The organism is Massilia sp. LC238 (assembly GCF_000735635.1).
GTDB classification, from domain to species: domain Bacteria; phylum Pseudomonadota; class Gammaproteobacteria; order Burkholderiales; family Burkholderiaceae_D; genus Telluria; species Telluria varians.
Map to the genome: position 1 here is coordinate 278,148 of NZ_JNNN01000053.1, position 23,345 is coordinate 301,492.

The 23,345-nt window shown below is 65.5% G+C and carries 21 protein-coding genes; 3 read left to right on the forward strand and 18 right to left on the reverse strand.

The features are described 5' to 3' along the window. Positions 1–11: 11 nt before the first annotated feature. The 13 genes from FG94_RS15580 to FG94_RS15640 form a co-directional block, all read right to left on the reverse strand. Positions 12–1,556, reverse strand: coding sequence for an SEL1-like repeat protein (locus FG94_RS15580; protein ID WP_036213387.1), 1,545 nt, complete (start codon positions 1,554–1,556; stop codon positions 12–14). A 9-nt stretch (positions 1,557–1,565) separates the two neighbouring features. After that, positions 1,566–3,776, reverse strand: a complete 2,211-nt coding sequence (locus FG94_RS15585) for a bifunctional diguanylate cyclase/phosphodiesterase (protein WP_051996811.1) — start codon at positions 3,774–3,776, stop codon at positions 1,566–1,568. Between the two features lie 25 nt (positions 3,777–3,801). Next, on the reverse strand, positions 3,802–5,973 hold the full coding sequence (locus FG94_RS15590; protein ID WP_036213390.1) for an HDOD domain-containing protein: 2,172 nt from the start codon (positions 5,971–5,973) through the stop codon (positions 3,802–3,804). A gap of 306 nt (positions 5,974–6,279) precedes the next feature. Next, positions 6,280–7,569 carry a multidrug effflux MFS transporter gene (locus FG94_RS15595; protein ID WP_051996769.1) on the reverse strand — a complete coding sequence of 430 codons (1,290 nt, stop codon included), beginning with the start codon at positions 7,567–7,569 and terminating at the stop codon, positions 6,280–6,282. Between the two features lie 6 nt (positions 7,570–7,575). Continuing rightward, entirely contained in the window at positions 7,576–8,781 is a 1,206-nt protein-coding gene (locus tag FG94_RS15600; RefSeq protein ID WP_373965175.1) for a class I SAM-dependent RNA methyltransferase, read from the reverse strand. Positions 8,782–8,981: 200 nt separating this feature from the next. Beyond that, a complete protein-coding gene (locus FG94_RS15605) occupies positions 8,982–9,395 on the reverse strand; it encodes a CopD family protein (RefSeq protein ID WP_027866541.1) in 414 nt (137 codons plus the stop codon). A gap of 23 nt (positions 9,396–9,418) precedes the next feature. After that, the gene (locus tag FG94_RS15610; protein WP_036213396.1) at positions 9,419–10,684 is read right to left on the reverse strand and encodes a glutamate-5-semialdehyde dehydrogenase; all 1,266 of its coding nucleotides are present in this window, start codon (positions 10,682–10,684) and stop codon (positions 9,419–9,421) included. Between the two features lie 154 nt (positions 10,685–10,838). Beyond that, a complete protein-coding gene (holA, locus tag FG94_RS15615) occupies positions 10,839–11,852 on the reverse strand; it encodes a DNA polymerase III subunit delta (RefSeq protein ID WP_036213399.1) in 1,014 nt (337 codons plus the stop codon). A gap of 17 nt (positions 11,853–11,869) precedes the next feature. Then, on the reverse strand, positions 11,870–12,376 hold the full coding sequence (gene lptE, locus FG94_RS15620) for an LPS assembly lipoprotein LptE (RefSeq protein WP_036213402.1): 507 nt from the start codon (positions 12,374–12,376) through the stop codon (positions 11,870–11,872). Positions 12,377–12,380: 4 nt separating this feature from the next. Next, entirely contained in the window at positions 12,381–15,023 is a 2,643-nt protein-coding gene (gene leuS / locus FG94_RS15625; RefSeq protein WP_036213405.1) for a leucine--tRNA ligase, read from the reverse strand. Between the two features lie 257 nt (positions 15,024–15,280). Further along, complete coding sequence (locus FG94_RS15630) at positions 15,281–15,607, reverse strand: barstar family protein (protein WP_036213408.1); 327 nt, start codon at positions 15,605–15,607, stop codon at positions 15,281–15,283. Between the two features lie 2 nt (positions 15,608–15,609). Next, complete coding sequence (gene dapB, locus FG94_RS15635; protein WP_036213410.1) at positions 15,610–16,422, reverse strand: 4-hydroxy-tetrahydrodipicolinate reductase; 813 nt, start codon at positions 16,420–16,422, stop codon at positions 15,610–15,612. Next, the gene (locus FG94_RS15640) at positions 16,419–17,030 is read right to left on the reverse strand and encodes an outer membrane protein assembly factor BamE (RefSeq protein ID WP_229413128.1); all 612 of its coding nucleotides are present in this window, start codon (positions 17,028–17,030) and stop codon (positions 16,419–16,421) included. Before FG94_RS15640 ends, dapB begins: the two co-directional genes overlap by 4 nt. A 78-nt stretch (positions 17,031–17,108) precedes the next feature. Here FG94_RS15640 and fur point away from each other — a divergent pair, with 78 nt between their 5' ends. Continuing rightward, positions 17,109–17,537 carry a ferric iron uptake transcriptional regulator gene (gene fur / locus FG94_RS15645; RefSeq protein ID WP_036213413.1) on the forward strand — a complete coding sequence of 143 codons (429 nt, stop codon included), beginning with the start codon at positions 17,109–17,111 and terminating at the stop codon, positions 17,535–17,537. Positions 17,538–17,643: 106 nt separating this feature from the next. Here fur and hrcA read toward each other — a convergent pair whose 3' ends face one another. Together hrcA and FG94_RS15655 are read right to left on the reverse strand one after the other, a co-directional pair. Further along, positions 17,644–18,654 (reverse strand): heat-inducible transcriptional repressor HrcA, encoded by a 1,011-nt coding sequence (gene hrcA / locus FG94_RS15650; RefSeq protein ID WP_036213416.1) that lies wholly within the window; start codon positions 18,652–18,654, stop codon positions 17,644–17,646. A 38-nt stretch (positions 18,655–18,692) separates the two neighbouring features. After that, complete coding sequence (locus FG94_RS15655; RefSeq protein ID WP_036213420.1) at positions 18,693–19,403, reverse strand: HAD family hydrolase; 711 nt, start codon at positions 19,401–19,403, stop codon at positions 18,693–18,695. Between the two features lie 243 nt (positions 19,404–19,646). Between FG94_RS15655 and FG94_RS15660 the strand changes: the two genes are divergently transcribed. Both FG94_RS15660 and FG94_RS15665 read left to right on the forward strand, forming a co-directional pair. Further along, positions 19,647–20,234 (forward strand): hypothetical protein, encoded by a 588-nt coding sequence (locus FG94_RS15660; RefSeq protein WP_036213423.1) that lies wholly within the window; start codon positions 19,647–19,649, stop codon positions 20,232–20,234. A gap of 29 nt (positions 20,235–20,263) precedes the next feature. After that, positions 20,264–20,917, forward strand: a complete 654-nt coding sequence (locus FG94_RS15665; protein WP_036213426.1) for a hypothetical protein — start codon at positions 20,264–20,266, stop codon at positions 20,915–20,917. Positions 20,918–21,097: 180 nt separating this feature from the next. On the opposite strand, the gene FG94_RS27920 is transcribed toward FG94_RS15665, so the two are convergent. The 3 genes from FG94_RS27920 to pdxA form a co-directional block, all read right to left on the reverse strand. Continuing rightward, positions 21,098–21,271, reverse strand: a complete 174-nt coding sequence (locus FG94_RS27920; RefSeq protein WP_200879983.1) for a hypothetical protein — start codon at positions 21,269–21,271, stop codon at positions 21,098–21,100. A 225-nt stretch (positions 21,272–21,496) separates the two neighbouring features. Then, complete coding sequence (gene rsmA, locus FG94_RS15670; RefSeq protein ID WP_036213428.1) at positions 21,497–22,267, reverse strand: 16S rRNA (adenine(1518)-N(6)/adenine(1519)-N(6))-dimethyltransferase RsmA; 771 nt, start codon at positions 22,265–22,267, stop codon at positions 21,497–21,499. Between the two features lie 23 nt (positions 22,268–22,290). Further along, positions 22,291–23,340 carry a 4-hydroxythreonine-4-phosphate dehydrogenase PdxA gene (gene pdxA, locus FG94_RS15675; protein WP_036213588.1) on the reverse strand — a complete coding sequence of 350 codons (1,050 nt, stop codon included), beginning with the start codon at positions 23,338–23,340 and terminating at the stop codon, positions 22,291–22,293. Positions 23,341–23,345 lie beyond the last annotated feature (5 nt).

The following is a 23,345-nucleotide window of genomic DNA, read 5'->3' on the forward strand; positions in this document are numbered from 1 at the left end:
CGCCAGAGGGCTCAGGCGTAACCTTGCGCCTGCGCCAGCAGCTGCGGCTCCATGCGCGCCGCGATCTTCTTCAGGTAGCCTGACGCGGCGGCCACGCCCGCCCCGCCCGCGCGCTGCAGCCAGGCATAGGCCTCGACCAGGTCGCGCTGCACGCCCTGCCCCGCCGAATACATCACGCCGAGGTTGAACTGGGCGCGCGCATGCCCCTGGCGCGCCGCGCACAGGTACCAGAAGTGGGCGGCTTCATAATCGCGCTCGATGCCCTTGCCGCAGTCATGGCGCAGGCCCAGCTCGAACTGCGCCAGCGCGTGGCCCTGGTCGGCGGCCTTGTGGAACCAGTCGGTGGCCTCGCTTGGATCGGTATGCTCGGCGCGGTCCAGCAGCACACCCACCATGTACTGCGCGGGCGCGTAGTCCTGGTTCGCCGCGCGCCGGTACCACTCCAGCGCCTGCGTCTCGTCGCGCGCCACGCCCACCCCGCCCTCATAGCGCAGGCCGAGGTCGAACTGGGCGCGCAGGTGGCCCTGCTCGGCCGCCTTGCGGTACCAGTGGGCCGCCTGGGCGGGATCCTGCGGCACGCCGCTGCCGGCGTCGAACAGCTGGCCGAGGTGGTACTGGGCCGAGGGCATGCCCTGCTCGGCGGCCTGGCGATACCAGTGGGCTGCCTGACTCGGGTCGGGCTCGACGCCCTGCCCGTGCTCGTAGCGCACGCCGAGGTTGTCCTGGGCGCCGGCATGGCCCTGGCTTGCCGCGCGGCGGTACCAGTGCAGCGCCAGCGCTTCGTCGCGCGGCACGCCGTGCCCGCTGTCGTAGATGAGGGCCAGATTGAACTGGGAACTGGCGTGACCCTGTTCGGCGGCGCGGCCGTACCACAGGATCGCCAGCGCGCTGTCCTGCTCGAGGTCCTGCCCCTTGTCGTAGCGCAGGCCGAGGTTGAACTGGGCCGGCGCGTAGCCCTGCTCTGCGGCCTTGCGGAACCAGTCGACCGACTGCGCCCCGCTGGAGCGCAGCGCGAGGCTGAACTGCGAGCGCGCATAGCCCTGTTCCGCGGCGCGGCGGTACCACTCGGTGGCGGCATCCTGGTCCTGGGGCACGCCCTTGCCGGTCTCGTACATCATGCCGAGGTTGTGCTGCGCGCCCGGTTCGCCCTGGCCGGCGGCCTGGCTGAACCAGTGCAGGGCCTGCTGCACGTCGCTCGGCACGCCCTGGCCTTTCGCATACAGCCAGCCCAGGTTGTACTGCGCCGACGCATAACCCTGTTCGGCGGCGCGGCGGTACCAGTAGGCGGCCTGGCCGTAGTCCTGGCCGACGCCCTGGCCTTTTTGGTACATCACGCCGAGGTTGTACTGCGCCAGCTCGAGGTCGGCGCTGGCCGCCATGCGGTACCAGGCCACCGCCAGCTCGTAGTTCTGGGGCACGCCCTGGCCGCTCGCGTACATGAAGCCCAGGCTGTGCTGGGCGCTCGGCACGCCGCGCTCGGCCATGCCCTTCACGCGCAGGAATTCCGCGGTGTGGCGACCTTCGATGTCGCCAGGCTGGGCAGGGATGTCGAGCATGGCGTCCGCTTACGCCTGCACTGCCCGCAGGCCGAACAGCGTCGGCTGGGTGCGCAGCGACTTGATGAATTCGCCCAGCGGAATCGGGCGGTAGTACAGGTAGCCCTGCATCGTCATGCAGCCGTTGGCGCGCAGGTAGCGCGCCTGTTCTTCGGTCTCCACGCCTTCCGCGATCAGGTTCAGCCCCAGGCCGCGCGCGATCGAGATGATCGCCAGGATCACCGGATAGTGGCCGCCCTCTTCGTGGATCTCCTTGACGAAGGACTGGTCGATCTTCACGGTGTGGATCGGGAAGCGGTGCAGGTAGGAGAGCGACGAATAGCCGGTGCCGAAATCGTCGATCGCCACCGACACGCCGAGCTGGCACAGTTTATTCAGCTGTTCGATCGCGTACTGCGGGTTGCGGATGCAGATGTTCTCGGTGATCTCGACTTCGATCTGGCCCGGCGCGATCCCGTAGCGCACCAGGGCATTGCGCATCTTCTCGAAGAAGTCGCCGCGGTCGAGGTATTGCGGCGACAGGTTGAGCGACAGGCGCACGTGGTCGGTGCCCGAGGCATTCCACTGCAGCATGTCGCGGCACAGCGCGCCGATCATCCAGTCCGAGATCGGCAGCATCAGGCCGTTCTCTTCCGCGAAGGGCAGGAACTCGCCGGCCGACAGCAGCCCGCGGGTCGGGTGGTTCCAGCGCATCAGCGCCTCGGCGCCGACGATGCGGCCGGTGAGCGCGTCGATCTGCGGCTGGTAGTACATCTCCAGCTCGTCCTGCTCGAGCGCGCGGCGCAGCGCCTGCTCGAGGGCGATCTTCTGGTGCGAGATGTCCAGCATCGAGGTGTGGTAGAAGCTGTGGCCGTTCTTGCCCTGGGCCTTGACCTGGTACATGGCGATGTCGGCGTGGCGCAGCAGCTCGTCGATCGATTCGCCGTCGGTCGGGTAGATCGCGATGCCGATCGATGCCGAGATGTGCACTTCGTGGCCGTCCAGGTCGAACGGTTCCTGCAGGACCTCGAGAAACTTGTCGGCGACCATGCGCGCGTCGTCGCGGTCGCGCAGCTCCGGCAGCACGATGGTGAATTCGTCGCCCCCCTGGCGCGCCAGCGTGTCGCCCTTGCGCAGGCAACTCTTCAGGCGGGTGGCGGCCTGCTGCAGCAGTTCGTCGCCCTTCACGTGGCCAAGGGTGTCGTTGACCAGCTTGAAGCGGTCGAGGTCGATGAACATCACCGCGAGCTCGGTCTTCTTGCGCTTGGCCTGAATCACGGCCAGTCCGAGGCGGTCCTTGAACAGGATGCGGTTCGGCAGGTCGGTCAGGATGTCGTGGTAGGCCTGGTAGGAGATGACTTCCTCGGCGCGCTTGCGGTCGGTGATGTCGCGCGCCACGCCGTAGGTGCCGAAGAACTCGAGCTTCTTCACTTCCTGGTCGGGCACGTGCATGCCGATCGCGTTCAGCGAAATCGTCATCAGGGTGTTGTTGAAGGTGCGCTCGTGGCCGTTGCCGCCGCTGCCGCCGCCGTTCCTGCACTTCAGGCGCAGCTCGACGTTGCGCGAGGCGCGTTCGTCGACGCGGCGCTCGTTGAAGACGTAGCGCGCGCGCTCCAGGTCTTCCTCGTGCACCAGCAGCGAATAGTGCTTGCCGAGCAGCTCGTCACGCGAATAGCCGAGCAGCTGGTAGGCGCGGTCGTTCACGAAGGTGAAGCGGCCTTCGTGGTTCAGCGTGTAGATGATGTCCGGCGAGGAGTCGACCAGGTAGCGGTACATCTTCTCGGAGGCGTCCAGCTGGGTGGCCATGCGCTGGTTCTCGAGCGCGAGGCGGCGGCCCTTGAGGGCGTTGGCGACCGTGGCCAGCAGTTCTTCGCGCGCGTAGGGCTTGCGCAGGTAGTCGTAGGCGCCGCGCTTGAGCGCGCCGATCGCCGCATCGATGCCGACTTCGCCGCTCATCACGATCACGTCGGCGTCGATGCCCTTCTGGTTGATGAAGTCCATGATCTCGTGGCCGCCGATGTCGGGCAGGCGCAGGTCGAGCAGGACCAGGTCGAAGCGCAGGCGCGACAAATGGGCCAGGGCTTCGCCGCCCGAGGACGCGGTGGTGAGCTGGTAGCCGCGGTCGCGCAGCAGCTCGTACAGCGAAGACAGCAGGCGCGGCTCGTCGTCGACCAGCAGCAGGCGTGGCTGGCTGTCGGTCTCGAGCGTTGGGGAATACGGGGCCGGTTCGCCGGGAAACATGGCGTTGTGCGCGTTGATCATGATGTTATGCGGAGCCGATCGCGCGGGCCGGCAGCGCCACGGGGGTACCAAGACTGGTGCCGGCGGCGGCGGCGCCGGACCACGCCGGCAGGAGGATTTCGAATGCGGTGCCGTTGCGGCCGCTGCGGCAGCCGATGTGGCCGCCCAGCTTCTTGACCAGGCTGTGCACGATGGACAGGCCGAGGCCATGGTGGGCGCCGTCCTTGGTGCTCTTCACCGGCGAGAACAAATGGGCCAGCACGTCGCGCGACAGGCCGGGCCCGTTGTCGCTGACGACCAGTTCCAGGTAGAGCTGGCGCTCGCGGTTCACATGGCCGCGGTTGACGATCTCCACGCGCCCGCCGCCCGTGCCGAGGGCCTCGATGGCGTTCTTCACCAGGTTCACCAGGATCTGCTTGAGCACGTCGGCGTCGCCCTCGATGCGGGTCGCTTCCTCGTGCATGGTGACGACGATGTCGACCGTGGCCGGAACGAAGCCGGTGCTGCGGAACAGGCGCTGCACCTCGTCCACCACCTTGGCGACGTCGGTCGGGCGCGGGCCGGTATCGACCGGCTTGAGCTCGGCCAGGCTGCTGACCAGCTGGCCGACGCGGTCGATCTCTTCGTTCAGGATCGACATCTCGGTGTTCACCGGCTCCTGGCGCGCCAGCTTGCTGTCGAGGACACTCAGGTAGTTCTTGATGATCGACAGCGGGTTGTTCACTTCGTGCACCACGCGGCGCGAGGCCTCGCGGTATTCCTCGGCCACGTGGGCCAGCTGGCGGCGGGCGTGGCCGCGTTCCAGCAGCATGTTCTCCAGCGCGGTGGCGGCCTGCGCCCCGAAGGACTGCATGAAGCGCTCACGCCGCTGGCAATACGGGACCTGCCAGGGCGCGATACCGCCGATCAGCACGCCCAGGCAGCGCGCGCCGGCGACCAGCGGCACGCACACCAGGCTGTCGGTGCCGAGCATGCGCAGCAGCTGTTCCTCGGCCAGGCCGAGGCTGTCGCCGTCGCGCCCGATGAAGGCCGGACGGCGCTCCAGCGCGCTCTTGGCGATGGCGCCGCCTTTCGCGAGCGGCACGGCGAATTCGGCGATGCGCTGGCTGCCCTGGGTCGGCGCGCCGACCAGGGCGTGGCCGGTCGGGTTCTCCAGCAGGACCACGGCATTGCCGAAGTCGAACAGGATGCGCGCCGAGCGTGTCATCGCTTCCAGCAGGCCGGATTCTCCCTGCTGGCGCGCGAAGCTCTGGCCGACTTCCGAGACCAGCACCATGTTGCGCACTTCTTCGGACAGGCGCTGCTGCACCGGATCCAGCGCGGGCGGCGCATAGGCCGGCGGCGCCGGGACGTCGTCGGCGCCCGCCAGGTCGATGCCCAGGTGGGCGGCGGCCTTCTCGACCTGGCGCGCGGCGCCGGCCAGCATCTGGCCGGCCTGTTCGTCGTCGATGCCGCACAGGGCCGCGGCGTCGCGCACCATGACTTCGTCGCCGGCATGGCTGGACAGCACGTGGGCCAGGCGCACGATGCGGATCAAGGGGTGGGCCGACTCCAGGCGCTCGCTCGGCTCGTGGTGGTACAGCACGGCGTCGGCCAGGAAGGAATCGAGCTGCCAGCGTTCGATCAGCCAGGCGCCGGCTTCGGCGTGGGTGATCTGCAGGGTGCGCTGCTCGACCGCGCACAGGTCCTCGTCGTCGCGCGCGCTGAAGTTGAAGGCGTATTCCTTGGGCGCGGTGGCCAGGAGGGCCAGGCGGCCGACATTGTGCAGCAGGCCGGCCAGGTAGGCTTCTTCCAGGTGCGGGTACTCGACGGCGCGTGCGATGTCCTTCGCGATGACGGCCGTGCTCAGCGAATTCTTCCAGAAGGCGCGCAGGTCGGTGCTGCCCGAATGCGGGAAATTATTAAAGGTCTGGAACACCGAGTCGCTGATCACCAGCGTCTTGATCATGTCGGTGCCGAGGGCGACCAGGGACTGCTCGAGGTTGACGTTGCGGTGGTGCCGCTGGTATGCCGAGCTGTTGGCCACGGCCAGCAATTTGCCGGTCATGCCGGCATCCTTCGAAATCAGGGCGGCCAGCTCCGGCATGCCGAGGTCGTCGGCCTGCAGGTGTTCGATGAGACGCACGAGGATCTGCGGCATGGCCGGCAGACGGGCAATCAGCAGACGATTGCGTATATCCTGATCCGAAGCTTGCATGGTCTCCAACGCGGCCGCGTGTCGAAGGTTGTCCGAGGCAGCCCGGGTAGGGTTGCCACAAAGTCTTTCTGTTTGATCTACTGAGCAGAACGATGTTTAAACGTTTGTTCTGGGCACGAAAAACTTATCTTAGCATATAGACATTTCTGATCGGGAACAATACTTTCTGTAAAAAGTGTTGTCGAGATGTCGCTCTAAAGTGAGAGGCGCAAGAAAGCTATTTCAGCATCAATGGAAGATTATTTCAAATATGCATGCATATATGAAATTTTATTTCACGACAGTGATCGGCCCCAGCGAACCCGATCACGGCATCGGGTGCCCGTCGCGGATTTTCTGGCGCCGGTAACGGCGCGCAGTGGCCCACAGGCCGATCGACAGCAGCGTGAAGCCGGCCTGGCCGAGCGCCAGCGACAGCACCGAATGCGACAGCATCGGCGAAATCACGCCCGCCACGATCGCCCCCGCCAGGGTAGTCATGAAGGACTGGCACGAGGCCACGGTGCCGCGGATGTGCGGGAACATATCAAGCGCCATCAGGGTGGCGCCCGGCGCGATGATCGAGCTGCCGAAGGTAAAGAAGAACATGTGCGCCACGCTCCAGGGCAGCGAGGGCGGCAGGAAGCTGTGGTAGGTCACGTTGAAGGCGACTGCGCCCAGCATGAAGAAGAAGCCGATACGGATCTGGCGCGCGAAGCCCAGCTTGCCGGCCATGCGGTTGGCCGCCAGCGCGCCCAGGAAGATGCCGCTCACGGTCGGCACGAACAGCCAGGCGAACTGCGACGGGCCCAGGCCGAGGTGCTCGGGCAGCATCACCGGCGCCGACGCGATGTACAGGAACAGGCCGGCGAAGTTCAGCGCCACCACGCCCGACTTCATGTGGAACAGGAAGGAGCTGAAGATGGCGCCGTAGCTCTGGGCCAGGAAGCGCGGATTGAAGGGCTGGCGCCTTTCCTTCGGCACGGTCTCGGGCAGGTGCTTCCAGCAGAACCAGCCCAGGATGACGGTATAGGCGCACAGCGCCAGGAAGATCGCGCGCCAGTCGGCCAGGGTCACGATCCAGCCGCCCAGCACCGGCGCGATGGCCGGTGCGATCGAGAAGATCATGGTCACCATCGACAGCAGGCGCGCCGCCTCGGCATCCGAATACAGGTCGCGGATGATGGCGCGCCCCACCACCACGCCCGCCCCCGCCGACACGCCCTGCATGATGCGGAACACCCACAGGTAGTGCACCGAACTGGCCGCCGCGCAGCCGAAGGTGCCGATCGCGAACACGACCAGCGCGAACAGGACCACGTTGCGCCGCCCGAAGGCATCCGACAGCGCGCCGTGCCACAGCACCATGCCGGCGAAGGCCAGCATGTAGGCGGTGAGCGTCTGCTGCACTTCCAGCGCCGAGGCGTTCAGCTCGGAGCGGATCTGCGGGAAGGCCGGCAGGTAGGCGTCGATCGAGAACGGCCCCAGCATCGACATCGCCGCCAGCAGCGTGGCCAGGCCGCCGGCGCTGAGCATGGCGATCTTGTGGGGCGGAGGCAGCGGAACCGGGGTGACCGGATCCTTGGGCAAGTCGTCGGGTTCGGTCGGCGGCAGCATGGAGGCTTATTGCTCCTGTTTCGGTTTGGCTTCCTCGCGGCGGTTGAAACCCGCCACCATGTCGAAGCGGAACAGGCGGCATTCGAGCGCGCCGTTGAAGAACGGGGTCTTGCGCGATTCCTTCAGGCGCAGCAGCTTGGGCAGCCCGAGGTCCGCCGTGAACAGGAAGGCGGTCCAGCCCGCGAAACGCTGCTTCAGCGTGGTGCCGAGGGCGGAGTAGAAGGACACCGCCATCTCGTCCTGCGGCACCGTGGAATCGCCGCGCACGCCGATCCGCTCGCCATAGGGCGGGTTGGTCAGCAGGATGCCCGGGGTGGTAGTCGGCGGCGCCACGTGCTGGGCTTCGATCTGCTTGAGCGGCACGTCGAACAGGATGCCGGCGATCTTCAGGTTATGGCGCGTCATCGCGACCATGTCGCCCGAGATGTCGGAACCGAAGATGGTCGGCTCGGCAGGCAAGGGATTCGGCTTGATCTCGGCTTTCAGCGCGGCCCAGGCATCGCGGTCGAAGTCGGCGAATTTCTCGAAGGCGAAGCGACGCCGCGCTCCCGGCGGGATGCCCTGCACCATCTGGGCCGCTTCGACCAGGATGGTGCCGGAGCCGCACATCGGGTCGAACAGCGGGATGCCCGGCTTCCAGCCGGCCACGCGCAGCATGCCGGCGGCCAGGTTCTCGCGCAGCGGCGCGTCGCCGGTCTCTTCACGCCAGCCGCGCTTGAACAGCGCTTCGCCCGAAGTGTCGAGGTAGATGATGAAGTTGCGCTGGTCGAGGAAGCCGACGATGCGCATGTCCGGCTCGCGGGTGTTCACCGAAGGACGCTTGTTGAACTGGTCGCGGAAGCGGTCGCAGACGGCGTCCTTGATCTTCAGCGTGGTGAACTCGAGGCTCTTCAGCGGGGATTTCACCGCGGTGACGTCGACGCGGATGGTGTGGTTGACGCCGAACCAGTCTTCCCAGGGCTGCTCGAGCACCAGGTCGTAGATGTCGTTCTCGTTGTTGTAGCTGCGCTGCCCCATGCGCATCAGGACGCGCGAGGCGATGCGCGAGTGCAGGTTGATGCGGTAGGCATCGACCAGCGAACCGGAACAGTGCACGCCGCCCGGCACCTGGTTGTGCACCCGCATGGTGGTGCTGTGCTGGGCGATTTCACCCAGTTCTTCGGCAAGTGCCGCTTCCATGCCGCGCGGGCATGGGCAAAAATATGAGGCCATGAGGGGTACCCTTTGTCCGTTAATAAAACTTGAAACGTGTTAGCGGTATCAGTACTGCTAACCTTGAGACCGTCGCAATCTAATTGCACCGTTAGCCTGAAGACCGTCGTTCCGGCGAAGGCCGGAACCCACTGACGTTCGTGGCGGACGCGCGAACTTGGATCCCGGCCTTCGCCGGGATGACGTTCTAGAGCTAACTCTTAGAACGGTTTGACGACTACCAAAATCACAATCGCAAGCAACAGCAGCACCGGCACTTCATTGAAATACCGGTACCACTTATGGCTGCGCACATTCGCCCCGCGCTCGAATTTCTTGAGCAGCGAGCCGCAGGCGTGATGGTAGCCGATCGTCAGGATCACGAGCGCCAGTTTCGCATGCAGCCAGCCGCCCCGGATGCCGTAGCCCAGCCACAGCCAGATGCCCAGCACCAGGGCCGGCACCATCAGGATCGTGGTGAAGCGGTACAGCCGGCGCCCCATGCCCAGCAGGCGCTCGAGCGCCGCCGGATTGGTTTCCTGGGCCAGGTTCACGAAGATGCGCGGCAGGTAGAACAGCCCGGCGAACCAGGAAGCGATGAAGACGATGTGCAGGGCCTTGATCCAGAGGTACATGCGATTCCTTGTTGTCGTTCTTGTCAGCTACGCACTTCGCCGTGCCCGAACACGACGTACTTGAGCGAGGTAAGCCCCTCCAGCCCCACCGGTCCGCGCGCATGCAGCTTGTCGTTCGAGATGCCGATCTCCGCGCCCAGGCCGTATTCGAAGCCGTCCGCGAAGCGGGTCGAGGCGTTCACCATCACCGAGGCCGAATCCACCTCGCGCAGGAAGCGCAGCGCGGCGCTGTAGTCTTCGGTGATGATCGATTCGGTGTGCTTCGACGACCAGGTGTTGATGTGGTCGATCGCACCGTCCAGCCCTTCCACCACGCGGATCGACAGGATCGGCGCCAGGTATTCGGTGCTCCAGTCCTGCTCGGTCGCATGCGCCAGCCAGGGGTAGCCCGTCAGGATCGCATGGGATTCCGCGTCGGCGCGCAGCTCGACCTCTTTCGTCTTGTACAGCTCCGCCAGCTGCGGCAGCACGACGGGTGCGACCGAACGCGCCACCAGCAGGGTTTCCATCGTGTTGCAGGTGCCGTAGCGGTGGCACTTGGCGTTGAAGGCCACCGGCAGCGCCTTGGCGATGTCGGCCTTGTCGTCGATGTAGACGTGGCAGATGCCGTCCAGGTGCTTGATCATCGGGACCGTGGATTCCTCCATCAGGCGCGCGATCAGCCCTTTGCCGCCGCGCGGGACGATCACGTCCACGTACTGCGGCATGGTGATCAAGGCGCCGACGGCGGCGCGGTCGGTCGTGTCGACCACCTGCACCGCGTCCAGCGGCAGGCCGGCACCCTGCAGGCCCTCGCTCACCAGCTTGGCCAGCGCGCGGTTGCAGTGGATCGCTTCCGAGCCACCGCGCAGGATGGCGGCGTTGCCGCTCTTGATGCACAGGCCGGCCGCATCCACCGTGACGTTCGGGCGCGCCTCGTAGATGATGCCGATGACGCCCAGCGGCACGCGCATCTGGCCGACCTGGATGCCGCTCGGGCGCGATTTCATGTTGGTGATTTCGCCGACCGGGTCGGGCAGCGTGACGATCTGGCGCAGGCCCTCGACCATGGTCTTGAGGGCGCCTTCGGTCAGCGCCAGGCGGTCGAGCAGCGCCGGTTCCAGGCCGCCGGCGCGGGCGGCCTCCATGTCTTCCTGGTTCGCCGCGCGCAGCACGGCGGCGTCGCGCTCGATGGCGTCGGCGATCAGGAGCAGCGCGCGGTTGCGGGTGGCGCCGTCGGCGCGCGCCATGGCGCGCGAAGCGGCACGGGCGCGGCGCCCCATCGAATGCATGTATTCAGTGATATCCATCGTCGTTCCCGTAGTGCGGTTTTCGTAGGGTGGGCGGGTTCCCCGCCCACGCGTTCAGCCAGTGCGGTAATGGACGAGGTGCATCAATTCACAGTGTAGTTGAACGCGTGGGCGTTCGTAATCTAGGCCACTGGCCTACATTACCCCGCCCACCCTACCGAGCTACACGTAACGCCAGCTGCAGCATGGCATCCCACGCATCGCCCGCAAACGCCTTCGCCCGCAGGCCCTTGACCATCCGGTCCACCTGCGCCGCCTCCTGCAGCGCCGCTTCCAGCGTGGCGAGGGACACGCGCCGCAGCGCCGGTTCCATCATGCGCTCGCGCGGACCCCAGATGCGGTATTCCTTCAGCAACGCGCCCAGCGGGCGGCCCTGCGCCATCCCGGATTTCAATTTTAGCAGCGTGCGGATTTCTTCACTGACGGCCCATAAAACCAGCGGCAGCGCCTCGCCCTCGCCCTTCAATCCATCGAGCATGCGCGCCAGGCGCGCCGGGTCGCCCGCCAGCATGGCTTCGGACAGCTTGAACACGTCGTAGCGCGCCACGTTCAGCACGGCGTCGTGCACCTGCTCGAAGCTCAGCTTGCCCGGCTCGTACAGCAGGCCGAGCTTCTGGATTTCCTGGTGCGCCGCCAGCAGGTTGCCTTCGACGCGGTCGGCGATGAAGTCCAGGCTCTGACGCTCGGCACTCTGTCCTTGCGCGGAGAGACGCATGCCGATCCAGCCCGGCAGCTGGGCGCGTTCCACGTTCGGAATCTCGATGTAGACCGCTGCCTGCTGCAGCGCCGCCACCCACGAGGCCTTGGCGGTCTGCCAGTCCAGCTTCGGCAAGGTGATCAAGGTGAGGTTGTCGGGGCCGAGGTCCTTGGCGTAAGCCTGCAGGGCGGCGCTGCCGTCCTTGCCGGGCTTGCCGCTCGGGATGCGCAACTCGATCAGCTTCTTGTCGCCGAACAGGGACATGGCCTGGTTGGCGGCCAGCAGTTCGCCCCACTTGAAGTTGCGCTCGACCGTGAGCACGTCGCGCTCGGTAAAACCTTGCGCGCGGGCGGTCCTGCGGATACGGTCGGCCGCTTCCAGCGCGAGCAGGTGCTCGTCGCTGGTGATCACGTACAAGGGCGCCAAGCCCTTGGCCAGGTGGCCCTCGAGGGCCTCAGGCCGCAGCTGCATGCTTCAGTCTCAAATCGTCAGACAGGTTTGATCGCGGCCAGGCGGCGCAGGATCTGCTGCACCAGGTCGGCCTGCATGTCGCGGTACAGCAGCTGCTCTTCCGATTCCTTGGCCAGCACCTGCGATTCGTCGAAGGCGATGTTGCGGCGCAGGGTGATCTCGGTCGGGCCGAGCAGCTCCTTGTTGTTGGCGTCGCGCACGCGGAACACCAGGGTGTAGCTCAGCGAGTACTCGCGCACCCGGCCCAGGCTGTTCAGCGACAGGATCGACTTGCCGCGCGACTCGGACAGCACGTCGAACAGGGCCTGCGCCTTGGAGGCGTCAGCCTCGACGCGCACGGAGTCGCCCGCGCGCAGGTTGCGCTTGAGCTCCGTGCCCAGCGGCGAGGTCTCGGGGAAGGCCAGGTAGATGCTCTGGAAGGGCATGTTGTACTGGCCGGTCGAGCCGCGCAGCTGGAAGCCGCAACCGGCGAGGCTTGCGGCCACCAGGACCGCTGCCAGCGTGCGTACCACGATGGTTTTCATCGATTTACACCACGATGTTGATGAGTTTGCCCGGCACCACGATGACCTTCTTCGGCGTGCCTTCGATGAACTTGCTGACCGATTCCTCGGCCAGCGCAGCCGCTTCGATGCTCGCCTTGTCGGCATCTTTCGGCACCTTGACCGAACCGCGCAGCTTGCCGTTCACCTGGATCATCAGCTCGATCTCCGACTGCTCCAGCGCGGCCGGGTCGACTTGCGGCCACTGCACGTTGAGGATGTCGCCATGGACGGCGGCATAGCCCAGTTCCTGCCACAGACCGTGGGTGATGTGCGGCGCCACCGGGTTCAGCAGGCGCAGGAAGATCGAGAAGCCTTCGGCGATCACCGCATCCGACGCCACGCCTTCCGCCAGCTTGGCCGACTCCAGCGTATTGAGCATCTTCATGCAGGCCGAGACCACGGTGTTGTACTGGATGCGCTTCAGGTCGTAGTCGGCCTGCTGCAGCACCTTGTGCACTTCGCGGCGCAGGGTCTTCTGGGCGTCGTCCAGCGAGCCTTGCTGCTGGCCTTTCAGGGCATTGGCGATGCGCTCGCGCTGCGCGTAGCCATAGGCCCAGACGCGGCGCAGGAAGCGGCTCGCGCCTTCCACGCCGCTGTTCGACCACTCCAGGGTCTGCTCCGGCGGCGAGGCGAACATGGTGAACAGGCGCGCGGTGTCGGCGCCGTACTGCTCGATCTGCGCCTGCGGGTCGATGCCGTTGTTCTTCGACTTCGACATCTTCTCGGTGCCGCCGATCAAAACCGGGCGGCCGTCCGTTTTCAATGTCGCGCTCTGCGGGCGGCCCTTGTCGTCGAACGTGAGCTCGACGTCGGCCGGGTTGAACCAGGTCTTCTTGCCGGATTGGTCTTCGCGGTAGTAGGTCTCGTTCAGCACCATGCCCTGGGTCAGCAGGTTCACGAAGGGCTCGTCGAACTTGAGCAGGCCGAAGTCGCGCATCACCTTGGTCCAGAAGCGCGCATACAGCAGGTGCATGACGGCGTGCTCGATGCCGCCGATGTACTGGTCCATCGGCATCCAGTAGTCGTTGCGCTCGTCGACCATCTTGTCGTTGGAGCCCGGCGAGGTATAGCGCATGTAGTACCAGGACGAATCGATGAAGGTATCCATCGTGTCGGTCTCGCGGCGCGCCGGCTTGCCGCACTTGGGGCAATCGCACTTCAGGAAGGCTTCGTCCTTGTTGAGCGGGTTGCCGGTGCCGTCCGGGACCAGGTGTTCCGGCAGCACGACCGGCAGGTCTGCTTCTGGCACCGGCACCGCGCCGCAGTCGCCGCAGTGGATCATCGGGATCGGGGTGCCCCAGTAGCGCTGGCGCGAGATGCCCCAGTCGCGCAGGCGGAAGGTGACCTTCTTGTCGCCCAGGCCCTGGGCGGCGAGGTCGCCCGCCACCGCGTTGACCGCGGCGATGTAGTCCAGGCCGTCGTACTTGCCCGAGTTGATGGTGCGGCCAGCTTCCTTGTCGCCGTACCATTCCTGCCAGCCGTCCAGGGAGAATTCCTGGCCTTCGACGGCGACCACCTGCTTGATCGGCAGATTGTATTTGGTGGCGAAGCCGAAGTCGCGCTCGTCGTGGCCCGGCACGCCCATCACGGCGCCGTCGCCGTAGGTCATCAGGACGTAGTTGCCGACCCAGACCGGCAGCTGCTCGCCCGTCACCGGGTGGGTCACGGTCAGGCCGGTCGGCATGCCTTTCTTTTCCATCGTCGCCATGTCGGCTTCGATGACGGAACCCAGCTTGCACTCGGCGATGAAGGCCTGCAGTTCCGGGTTGTTCTTCGCGGCGTGCTGGGCCAGCGGGTGCTCGGCCGCCACGGCGCAGAAGGTCACGCCCATGATGGTGTCGGCGCGGGTGGTGAAGACGTACAGCTTGCCCTCGTTGATCAGCTCACCCGATTCGTCCTTGATCTGGTGCGGGAAGGCGAAGCGTACGCCGGTCGACTTGCCGATCCAGTTGGCCTGCATGATGCGCACGCGCTCCGGCCAGCCCGGCAGCTTGTTGTCGACGTAGTCCAGCAGCTCTTCCGCGTAGTCGGTGATGCGCACGTAGTACATCGGGATCTCGCGCTTCTCGATCAGCGCGCCCGAGCGCCAGCCGCGGCCGTCCACCACCTGTTCGTTGGCCAGCACGGTCTGGTCCACCGGGTCCCAGTTCACGGTGCCGGTCTTCTGGTAGATGATGCCCTTCTCGAGCATCTTGAGGAACATCCACTGGTTCCACTTGTAGTATTCCGGCTTGCAGGCGGTCATCTCGCGCGACCAGTCGATGGCCAGGCCCATCGATTCCATCTGCCCGCGCATGTGGGCGATGTTCGAATAAGTCCACTCGGCCGGCGGCACGTTGTTCGCCATCGCCGCGTTCTCGGCCGGCATGCCGAAGGCGTCCCAGCCCATCGGCATCAGGACGTTGTAGCCGTTCATCCGCAGGTAGCGGTACATCACGTCATTGATCGTATAGTTGCGCACGTGACCCATGTGCAGCTTGCCCGACGGGTAAGGCAGCATCGAGCAGGCGTAATACTTGCCTTTTGGGAAACGCGGGTCGTTCTCGACGGCCTTGTAGGCGTCGATCGACTTCCAGTAGGCCTGGGCGGCCTGTTCGACTTCAGCTGGACTATATTTTTCTTGCATGATTTCTTGCAGACGTGGAGGGTGGAACAGAACATTATACTGTTTCATTTTGCACTGCGGCGAAAGGCGGTGGACCAGGCGTAAGTAGCGCCTACGGCGATGTCTTTATGACCACAGAATGAAAAACCGTCATTCCCGCGCAGGCGGGAATCCAAGTTCGTCGCACCGAGTTGGCCTACGCATGGGCCACGGCAAAGCAAACAAAATTGGATTCCGGCCTTCGCCGGAATGACGGTCTTAAAGCCGTGGGCTAAGGTTTAGCGCAGCACCAGCTCCAGCGCCGGCTTCTCGCCGTAGTCCTCGTAGCGCTCGTTGATGCCGCCCACGCAAAAGGCGATTTCGTCCAGCAGGTCCGGCACGGCCGCCTTCATCCTGTCGGCATCCGCGATGACGATTTCCAGCACCTCGTTCGGCTTGAGCCGGAACTTGGTCATGTTTTCCTCGTCGCGCAGGTAGCTCAGGCAGTCGACCCAGGCGTCGATGCTGTCGGCATAGGACGCGGGAAAGCCGAACGCGCGCCGGGATTCCAGATGGAAGGAGGCCTCGTCGACGATGGCGGCGCCGTTCAGTTCCGCGACGGCCATGGTCACCCCTTCAGGCCCAGCACGTCGTCCATGCCGAACAGGCCGTTCGGCTTGCCCGCCAGGAAGCGTGCGGCGCGGACGGCGCCATGGGCATAGGTGACGCGGCTGCTCGACTTGTGGCTGATCTCGATGCGCTCACCGGTGCCGAGGAACATGACGGTATGGTCGCCCACCACGTCGCCGCCGCGCACGGTGGCAAAGCCGATGGTCGACGGGTCGCGCTCGCCGGTCACGCCTTCGCGGCCGTAGACGGCGCATTCCTTCAAGTCGCGACCCAGCGCGTCGGCGATGACTTCGCCCATCTTGAGGGCGGTGCCGCTCGGCGCATCGACCTTGTGGCGGTGGTGCGCCTCGACGATCTCGATGTCGTAGCCTTCGCTGAAGCTCTTCGCCGCCATTTCCAGCAGCTTGAGGGTGACGTTCACGCCCACGCTCATGTTCGGGGCGAACACGATGCCGACCTTCTGGGAAGCCGCGCGGATCGCCGCCTTGCCGGCATCGTCGAAGCCGGTGGTGCCGATCACCAGCTGCACGCCGTTGGCCGCGCAGTATTCCAGGTGGCGCAGCGTGCCTTCGGGACGGGTGAAGTCGATCAGCACGTCGGCGTTCTTCAGCGCGCTGGCGAGGTCGGACTGGATGATCACGCCGGTCAGCTGGCCGGCGAAGGCGCCGGCGTCCATGCCGATCGAGGGCGAACCCGCGACGTCGAGCGCACCTGCCAGCTCGGCGTCCGGCGCGGCCCCGATGGCTTCGACCAGCATGCGGCCCATGCGGCCGCTGGCGCCGGCGACGGCGATTTTCAACCTGGCGGTCATGGCTGCACCACCGGGGCGCCGCCGACCTTGGGCGCTTCCATCGGGCGCGATTCAGGCTTGGCCTTGGTGCTCACCTTGGACGGACCGGCGATGCGGTCGATGTATTCGCGCTCGGTCGGCAGGTTGCCGCCTTCGAAGCGCTCGACCTTGTCGTCCTTGAAGAAGACGGTGACGCGGCTGGTGGTCAGCTCGCCGTTGCCGCGCGCAAGGTAGAACGGGTAGTCCCAGCGGTCCTGGTGGAAGACGTCGTTCAGCAGCGGGGTGCCGAGGAGGAAGCGTACCTGGTCGCGGGTCTGGCCGACCTTCAGCTGGTCCAGCATCTCCTGCGAGACGAAGTTACCCTGCTGGATGTCCGGGCGGTAGGGCGAGAATACCCACATGAACTTCTGCAGCTTGGTGGCCTGGACGGTCTGGGCGCCGGCATTCGCGGCGGCGGCCGACTTCTGTGCGTCCGCGGCGACTGCTGCCGGGTCCGTGCTCACCGGCGGCGCAGGACGCGTCTGGTTGCGCCAAGCGGCGCAGCCGGACAGCATCAGCGTGCATGCGAGGCCGGCCACGACGACTGCCCGGCTTGAGAATCGGTGGAGAACGGCTGGTTTGACGCGCATAGGTAACCTCAAAACGTTTGAGCGGGAGCTCCAAAACGCTATATCATAAAGCACTCCGCCAAACTACGAGCAACAAACATGAGTAACAACCCCAGCGACCTGAAGGCCAGCGGCCTGAAGGCAACCCTGCCACGCCTGAAAATCCTGGAAATCTTCCAGAACAGCTCCGTTCGGCACCTGACGGCGGAAGATGTCTACAAAATCCTCCTCGCCGACAACATGGACGTGGGCCTGGCCACCGTGTACCGCGTGCTGACCCAGTTCGAACAGGCCGGCCTGCTGAACCGCAACCACTTCGAGACCGGCAAGGCCATCTACGAGCTGAATGCCGGTTCGCACCACGACCACCTCGTCTGCCTCGACTGCGGCCACGTGGAAGAGTTCTACGACGAAGAAATCGAAGCGCGCCAGCACAAGATCGCGGTGGAACGCGGCTTCAAGATCGCCGAGCACTCGCTGGCGATCTACGGCAATTGCGTGAAGCCGGCCTGCCCGCACCGCCACTGATTCAGGTAGGGGTGTAAAAAGCGGCCAGGGCAAGGCGCCGAGCCGAAGACAGTACGGGTAGTACGGCGAGACGAGGCAACGCAGCCATGGCCGCTTTTTTACACCCCTACGACTGGCTCAGGGCGTTCGACAGCAGCTTGGCCGTGATGTCGACGATCGGGATCACGCGCTCGTAGGCCATACGCGTCGGCCCGATCACTCCCAGGGTGCCGACGATGCGTCCATTGACCTCGTAGGGCGCCGTCACCACGCTCATCTCGTCCATCGGCACCAGCTTGGATTCGCCGCCGATGAAGATCTGCACCCCGCCCGCCTTGCTCGACACCTCGAGCAGCTGCATCAGGCCGGTCTTCTGCTCGAACATCTCGAACATCTGGCGCAGGGACGACATGTTGGACGACAGGTCCGACACCGACAGCAGGTTGCGTTCGCCCGCGATCACCATGTCGTCGCCCTCGGCCATCGCCTCGCTGCCCGCCTCCACCGCCACCTGCATCAGCTTGCCCATGTCGTCGCGCAGCTGGCGCAGTTCGCCGCCCAGGCGCGCGCGCACCTGGTCGAAGGTGAGGCCCGCATAATTCTGGTTCAGGTAATTGGCCGACTGGGTCAGCTGGCCCGGCGTGTAGTCGACGTCGGTGTGCAGGAGGCGGTTCTGGACGTCGCCGCGCGGATCGACGATGACCAGCAGGATGCGCTTTTCGGACAGGCGCAGGAATTCGATCTGCTGGAACACCGACTCGCGCCGCGGGCTTTGCACCACGCCGGCGAACTGCGACAGCGAGGACAGCATCTGGGCCGCGTTGGCGATGATCTTCTGGGGCTGCTGGCTCGGGAGGCGCATGTGCTGGGCAGCCTGCTCGTCGATGTGCTGCACGGTGAGCAGGGTGTCGACGAACAGCCGGTAGCCGCGCGGGGTCGGGATGCGGCCGGCCGAGGTGTGCGGACTGGCGACGTAGCCCATTTCCTCGAGGTCGGCCATGATGTTGCGGATCGTGGCCGGCGACAGGTCGAGGCCGGAAATCTTCGACAGCGCACGCGAACCGACAGGCTGGCCGTCGGCGATGTAGCGCTCGACAAGGGCTTTGAGCAGGGTCTGGGCGCGGGGTTCGAGTTGCATGCTCTTATTATGCACGCGATAGCGGGCGGGGCGCCAGTTCAGGCGTGCTCGCGCTTGAGCCAGTCCAGCAGCCCGTCCAGGCTGCTCGTTTCCAGGTCGGGCCGGACCTGTTCCGGCATGTCGTTGACCTTGCCGATCCGGTTCATCCACACGGCGCGCAGCCCGGCGCGCTGGGCGCCCTGGACGTCCAGCAGCAGGTCGTCGCCCACGTACACCGCCTCCTGCGGCGCCACGCCCAGCAGACGGCAGGCCTCCAGGAAGATCCGCGGGTCCGGCTTGGCGACGCCGAAGCTGGGGGCGGCGACCGAGGCATCGAAATGGCGCGCCAGGCCGATCGTCTGCAGGTCGGCATTGCCGTTGGTGACCGAGCCGATCCGCACCCTGCCCTTCAGGCGCAGCAGGCCGGGCAGCACGTCGTCATAGGGAATCACCGCATTGCGCGCCGCGAAGAATTCGGTCATCGCCAGCTCCACCTTGCCCGCATCCTCGCCGGCCTGCTCGAAGGCGGCGATCAGGCCGGCCCGGCGCAGGGCGCCCAAGTCGAGCTGGAATTCGGGCTGGCGCGCCAGCAGCTCGAGCCGGGCCTGGCGCAGCGTCTCGATGGTGAACTGCTGCGCCACCCGCGGCGCATGCTGGCGCAGCCAGGCGAACAGGATCTGCTCGGCCTCCAGGATCACCGGGGCGATCGGCCACAGGGTGTCGTCGAGGTCGAACAATACGGCTTTGGGCCAGGCGCGGCGCTGGATCATGGTGTGCTTGCTGGGAAGATGGTGCCTGGCCCAAGGATAGCGAGCACGCCCGTAGAAAGCAATCGGGCACTGTCCCCTGCTACCCACGGTTACAGCGTGATACAAAGGCAAACCGTCCAGTCGCTTGTTAAATGGACTAAAATGTTGGGCTAATATAATGTGGTCGTAGCTCGTCCACCAGCGTGTCCACAGCTCACTTGCACACGCTTTGCACGTTCACCAGTCAGATTTTTTGGAGAAATTATGAAGAGTTCGTACCTGCGTGCCGGTGCTGCGCTGGCATGCGCGCTGGCGCTGTCCGCCTGCGGCGGCGGCGATGGCGACCGGGTTATCAGCGGTTCGTTTTCGGGCGTGACCAAGCCTGGCCTGGTCCTGCAGAACAATGGCGGCTCCGACCTGGTCATCAATCCGACCAACGGAGGTATCGGCAATTTCTATTTCCCTGACATGGTGGAAACCGATTCCGACTACAACGTGACGGCCAAGAGTTTCCCCAGCAATGCTGAAACTTGCACCGTAACCAACGGAAAAGGCAAGGTTGCCATCGACATCAACACCATCTACGTCGAATGCACCATCCGCCAGCATGAGCTGAAGGGCACCGTCACCGGCCTCACCGGCACCCTGGTGCTGGTCAACGGTTCCGACCGCGTCACGGTCGCCCCCGGCGCCACCTCCTTCACCATGGCCAAGGTCAACGAAGACGCGCCCTACGGCATCGCCATCCTGACCCAGCCCGACAACCAGACCTGCACCGTTGCCAACGGCAGCGGCACCGTGGGCCAGGCCGACATCACCAACGTGACCGTGACCTGCGGCCCGCGTACTTGATCAACACTGTATATCCTGGAGCAAGCTTCATGAAGTTTTCCCTGATCCGTCCGGCAAGCATGCTGGCAATGGCAGCGGCCCTGGCATCCTGCGGTGGCGGTGGCGACGACGACAGTTTTACGGTGGGCGGCCGCGTCGCAGGTATCGTGTACCCGGGCATGACGCTGACCAACAACGGCACCGAGACCATCAACATCGCGCCGCCGGCCAAGGCTGGCGAAGAAGTCACGTTCAGTTTCTCGAAAAAGCTGGAGTACGGCGACACCTACGACGTGCGCATCACGTCCAATCCGCAGCACCAGGACTGCCGCATCTACCAATACGCGCCGAACAGCACGGTTGGCACGGCCGGCCAGCTGGCCGTGATCAATGCCCGCTTCGAGTGCTTCATCCAGACGCATGCGATCGGCGGCGAAGTCACGGGCCTGACCAAGGACAATACCGGCCTGGTGCTGGCCAATGGCAGCACCACCGGCACCACCGTGATCATCCCGCCTGAAGCCAACACCACCGGCGCCGCGTTCAAGTACTCGATGGTTGTCCCGGTGGAGTACAACCAGTCCTATGGCGTGACCATCGTGACCCAGCCGAAAGACGCCGTCTGCACGGTCCAGAACCCGACCGGCATCATGGGCGACGCTGATGTTACCAACATCAACATCACCTGCGTCCGCTCCTCATAAGATATTCGAAAAACTTATGTCGAATATGCGAAAGGAAAATTGGACTTATATGCTGTGACGCAGCATACTAACTCCTGTCTCCTCCAACTCTCCTCAGAAAAGAATTGGATTTCAAGCCCGCTACCCAGCGGGCTTTTTTTTGCCCGCCGCCCGGCGGTGGCCGGAAGGGGGCATCGGAAATCAGGCCGGACGCTTGGCCGTGACCTTCACCACGGCGACCTGCGAGGCGCCCATCGACACCTGGGCATTGTATGCCTCGGCCGCGCGGGTGGTGGCGGCCTGCGCATAGCTGCTGACGCCGGCGAGGACCAGGGTGGCGAGGAAGATGGCTTCCATGTGCTTGAGGACGTTCATTTTGTGCTCCCTTCGGTGAGTTGGTGGCCGCTTCGTGTGTCGTGCGGCTTGTCGATGGAAGCACTTTAGCCAAGGCGTCCCGCGGCTTCCACCGGGGTGCGACGGACTGCAGGAATTGGCGGATGAAGGGACGAAAAACGGGATGCGCCGTCGTTGTGCAGCGCAATGTAGAGCAGGATTGAGGGAGTTTCGCTGGACGGCAAGGCGCCGCCCAGCGCGGGAAGATCAGGGCAGGTTTGCTAGCGCCACGTACTGCTCCAGGCCCACCGCTTCCGGCCGTGCGCCCGGATCGATCCCGGCGTCGACCAGCTGCGCCTCGGTGAACATGCCCGCCACGCAGTTGCGGATCACCTTGCGGCGCTGCGAGAAGGCCTTGGCCACGACCTTTTCCAGCTTGTCGCCATCCACTTCCAGCTTCTGGCGCTTGGGGATCATGCGCACGATCGCCGAGTCCACCTGGGGCGGCGGGTCGAATGCGGTCGGAGGGACGATGAACAGCAGGTCCATGTCGTAGCGCCACTGCAGCATCACCGACAGACGGCTGTAGGCCTTGGTGCCCGGCTCGGCCACTATGCGCTCGACCACTTCCTTCTGCAGCATGAAATGCTGGTCCTCGACCAGCGGCGCGAATTCGGCCAGGTGGAACAGCAGCGGGCTCGAGATGTTGTACGGCAGGTTGCCGACCACGCGCAGCTTCCGGCCTTCCGGCACCGGGATCGATCCGAAATCGAATTTCAGCGCATCGCCCGAGTGCACGGTGAGCTTCTCGCGCGGATAGGCCTTTTCCAGGCGCGCCACCAGGTCGCGGTCCAGCTCGACGACGTGCATGTGGTCGAGCGACTTGAGCAGCAGCGCCGTCATGGCGGCCAGGCCCGGCCCGATCTCGACCATCGCCTGGCCGCGCTGTGGGCCGATGGCGTCGATGATGTTGTCCAGGACGAGTTTGTCGGTCAGGAAGTTCTGGCCGAAGCGCTTGCGTGCTACGTGTTTGCTCATGGTGTTCTAGTAGTTGTGTTCGTTCAGCGGCGGTTCGAGGCCGCCATCTGCATGGCGGCGCGGATCGCCTCCTCCATGCTGCCGCAGTCGGCCAGACCCAGGCCCTGCGCCGCCAGGTCGAGCGCGGTGCCGTGGTCGACCGAAGTGCGCACGATCGGCAGGCCGAGCGTGACGTTGATGCCGCGCCCGAAGGTGGCGTGCTTCAGCACCGGCAGGCCCTGGTCGTGGTACATCGCCAGCACGCAGTCGGCATCCCGCAGGTACTTCGGCTGGAACAGGGTGTCGGCCGGATAGGGACCGCGCGCGTCGATGCCGCGCGCCCGTGCCGCTTCGAGTACGGGCGTGATGACCTCGATCTCTTCGCGGCCCAGATAGCCGTTCTCGCCCGCGTGCGGGTTCAGGCCGGTGACCAGGATGCGCGGCGCGGCGATGCCGAACTTGTTCTTCAGGTCGGCGTCGACGATGTCGATCACCTGCGCCAGGTTCTCCGGCGTCAGCGCCGCCGGGACGTCCTTCAGCGGCAAATGGGTGGTGGCCAGCGCCACCCGCAGGTAGGGCTGCTCATTTCCCCCTGCCGCGCCGGGCTGCCCCGCCAGCATCATCACGACCTTCGGGGTGCTGGTCTTCTCGGCCAGGTATTCGGTATGGCCGGAAAAGGCCACGCCGGCGTCGTTGATCGTGCTTTTCTGGAGCGGCGCGGTAACGATGCCGTCGAACCAGCCACACTTGGCGCCTTCGATCGCGAGGTCCAGGGTCGCCAGCACGGCGCGCCCGTTCTCGGCATTCAGCAGGCCCGGGACCACGTGGGCGGCGAGCGGCACGTCGATGACGGCCAGGCGGTCCTTGCCGAAGTGCGGCAGGCCGCCGTTGCGCAGGGCCTGGATCGACAGGGCCGACAGGCGGATGGCGGGATCGATCAGGCTGGCGGTGAGCGCCAGGAAGGCGGCGTCGCCGACCAGCACGCAGTTGGCGGATTCGCGCAGCGCCCAGGCCGCGCGGATCGAGATCTCGGGACCGATGCCGGCCGGCTCGCCGACCGTGACCGCGAGGGTGGGCCGGCGTCCGTTCGACATCAGCA

What these genes read in the sequence shown, in the direction of transcription:
- rsmA (WP_036213428.1), bottom strand. Translation starts at nt 22,267, where the DNA reads ATGAGCAAACACGTAGCACGCAAGCGCTTCGGCCAGAACTTCCTGACC.
- dapB (WP_036213410.1), bottom strand. Translation starts at nt 16,422, where the DNA reads ATGACCGCCAGGTTGAAAATCGCCGTCGCCGGCGCCAGCGGCCGCATG.
- FG94_RS15640 (WP_229413128.1), bottom strand. Translation starts at nt 17,030, where the DNA reads ATGCGCGTCAAACCAGCCGTTCTCCACCGATTCTCAAGCCGGGCAGTC.
- FG94_RS15630 (WP_036213408.1), bottom strand. Translation starts at nt 15,607, where the DNA reads ATGGCCGTCGCGGAACTGAACGGCGCCGCCATCGTCGACGAGGCCTCC.
- holA (WP_036213399.1), bottom strand. Translation starts at nt 11,852, where the DNA reads ATGCAGCTGCGGCCTGAGGCCCTCGAGGGCCACCTGGCCAAGGGCTTG.
- FG94_RS15610 (WP_036213396.1), bottom strand. Translation starts at nt 10,684, where the DNA reads ATGGATATCACTGAATACATGCATTCGATGGGGCGCCGCGCCCGTGCC.
- FG94_RS15600 (WP_373965175.1), bottom strand. Translation starts at nt 8,781, where the DNA reads ATGGCCTCATATTTTTGCCCATGCCCGCGCGGCATGGAAGCGGCACTT.
- FG94_RS27920 (WP_200879983.1), bottom strand. Translation starts at nt 21,271, where the DNA reads ATGAACGTCCTCAAGCACATGGAAGCCATCTTCCTCGCCACCCTGGTC.
- FG94_RS15655 (WP_036213420.1), bottom strand. Translation starts at nt 19,403, where the DNA reads ATGATCCAGCGCCGCGCCTGGCCCAAAGCCGTATTGTTCGACCTCGAC.
- FG94_RS15590 (WP_036213390.1), bottom strand. Translation starts at nt 5,973, where the DNA reads ATGCAAGCTTCGGATCAGGATATACGCAATCGTCTGCTGATTGCCCGT.
- FG94_RS15580 (WP_036213387.1), bottom strand. Translation starts at nt 1,556, where the DNA reads ATGCTCGACATCCCTGCCCAGCCTGGCGACATCGAAGGTCGCCACACC.
- fur (WP_036213413.1), top strand. Translation starts at nt 17,109, where the DNA reads ATGAGTAACAACCCCAGCGACCTGAAGGCCAGCGGCCTGAAGGCAACC.
- FG94_RS15665 (WP_036213426.1), top strand. Translation starts at nt 20,264, where the DNA reads ATGAAGTTTTCCCTGATCCGTCCGGCAAGCATGCTGGCAATGGCAGCG.
- lptE (WP_036213402.1), bottom strand. Translation starts at nt 12,376, where the DNA reads ATGAAAACCATCGTGGTACGCACGCTGGCAGCGGTCCTGGTGGCCGCA.
- pdxA (WP_036213588.1), bottom strand. Translation starts at nt 23,340, where the DNA reads ATGTCGAACGGACGCCGGCCCACCCTCGCGGTCACGGTCGGCGAGCCG.
- FG94_RS15595 (WP_051996769.1), bottom strand. Translation starts at nt 7,569, where the DNA reads ATGCTGCCGCCGACCGAACCCGACGACTTGCCCAAGGATCCGGTCACC.
- FG94_RS15660 (WP_036213423.1), top strand. Translation starts at nt 19,647, where the DNA reads ATGAAGAGTTCGTACCTGCGTGCCGGTGCTGCGCTGGCATGCGCGCTG.
- FG94_RS15605 (WP_027866541.1), bottom strand. Translation starts at nt 9,395, where the DNA reads ATGTACCTCTGGATCAAGGCCCTGCACATCGTCTTCATCGCTTCCTGG.
- FG94_RS15585 (WP_051996811.1), bottom strand. Translation starts at nt 3,776, where the DNA reads ATGTTTCCCGGCGAACCGGCCCCGTATTCCCCAACGCTCGAGACCGAC.
- leuS (WP_036213405.1), bottom strand. Translation starts at nt 15,023, where the DNA reads ATGCAAGAAAAATATAGTCCAGCTGAAGTCGAACAGGCCGCCCAGGCC.
- hrcA (WP_036213416.1), bottom strand. Translation starts at nt 18,654, where the DNA reads ATGCAACTCGAACCCCGCGCCCAGACCCTGCTCAAAGCCCTTGTCGAG.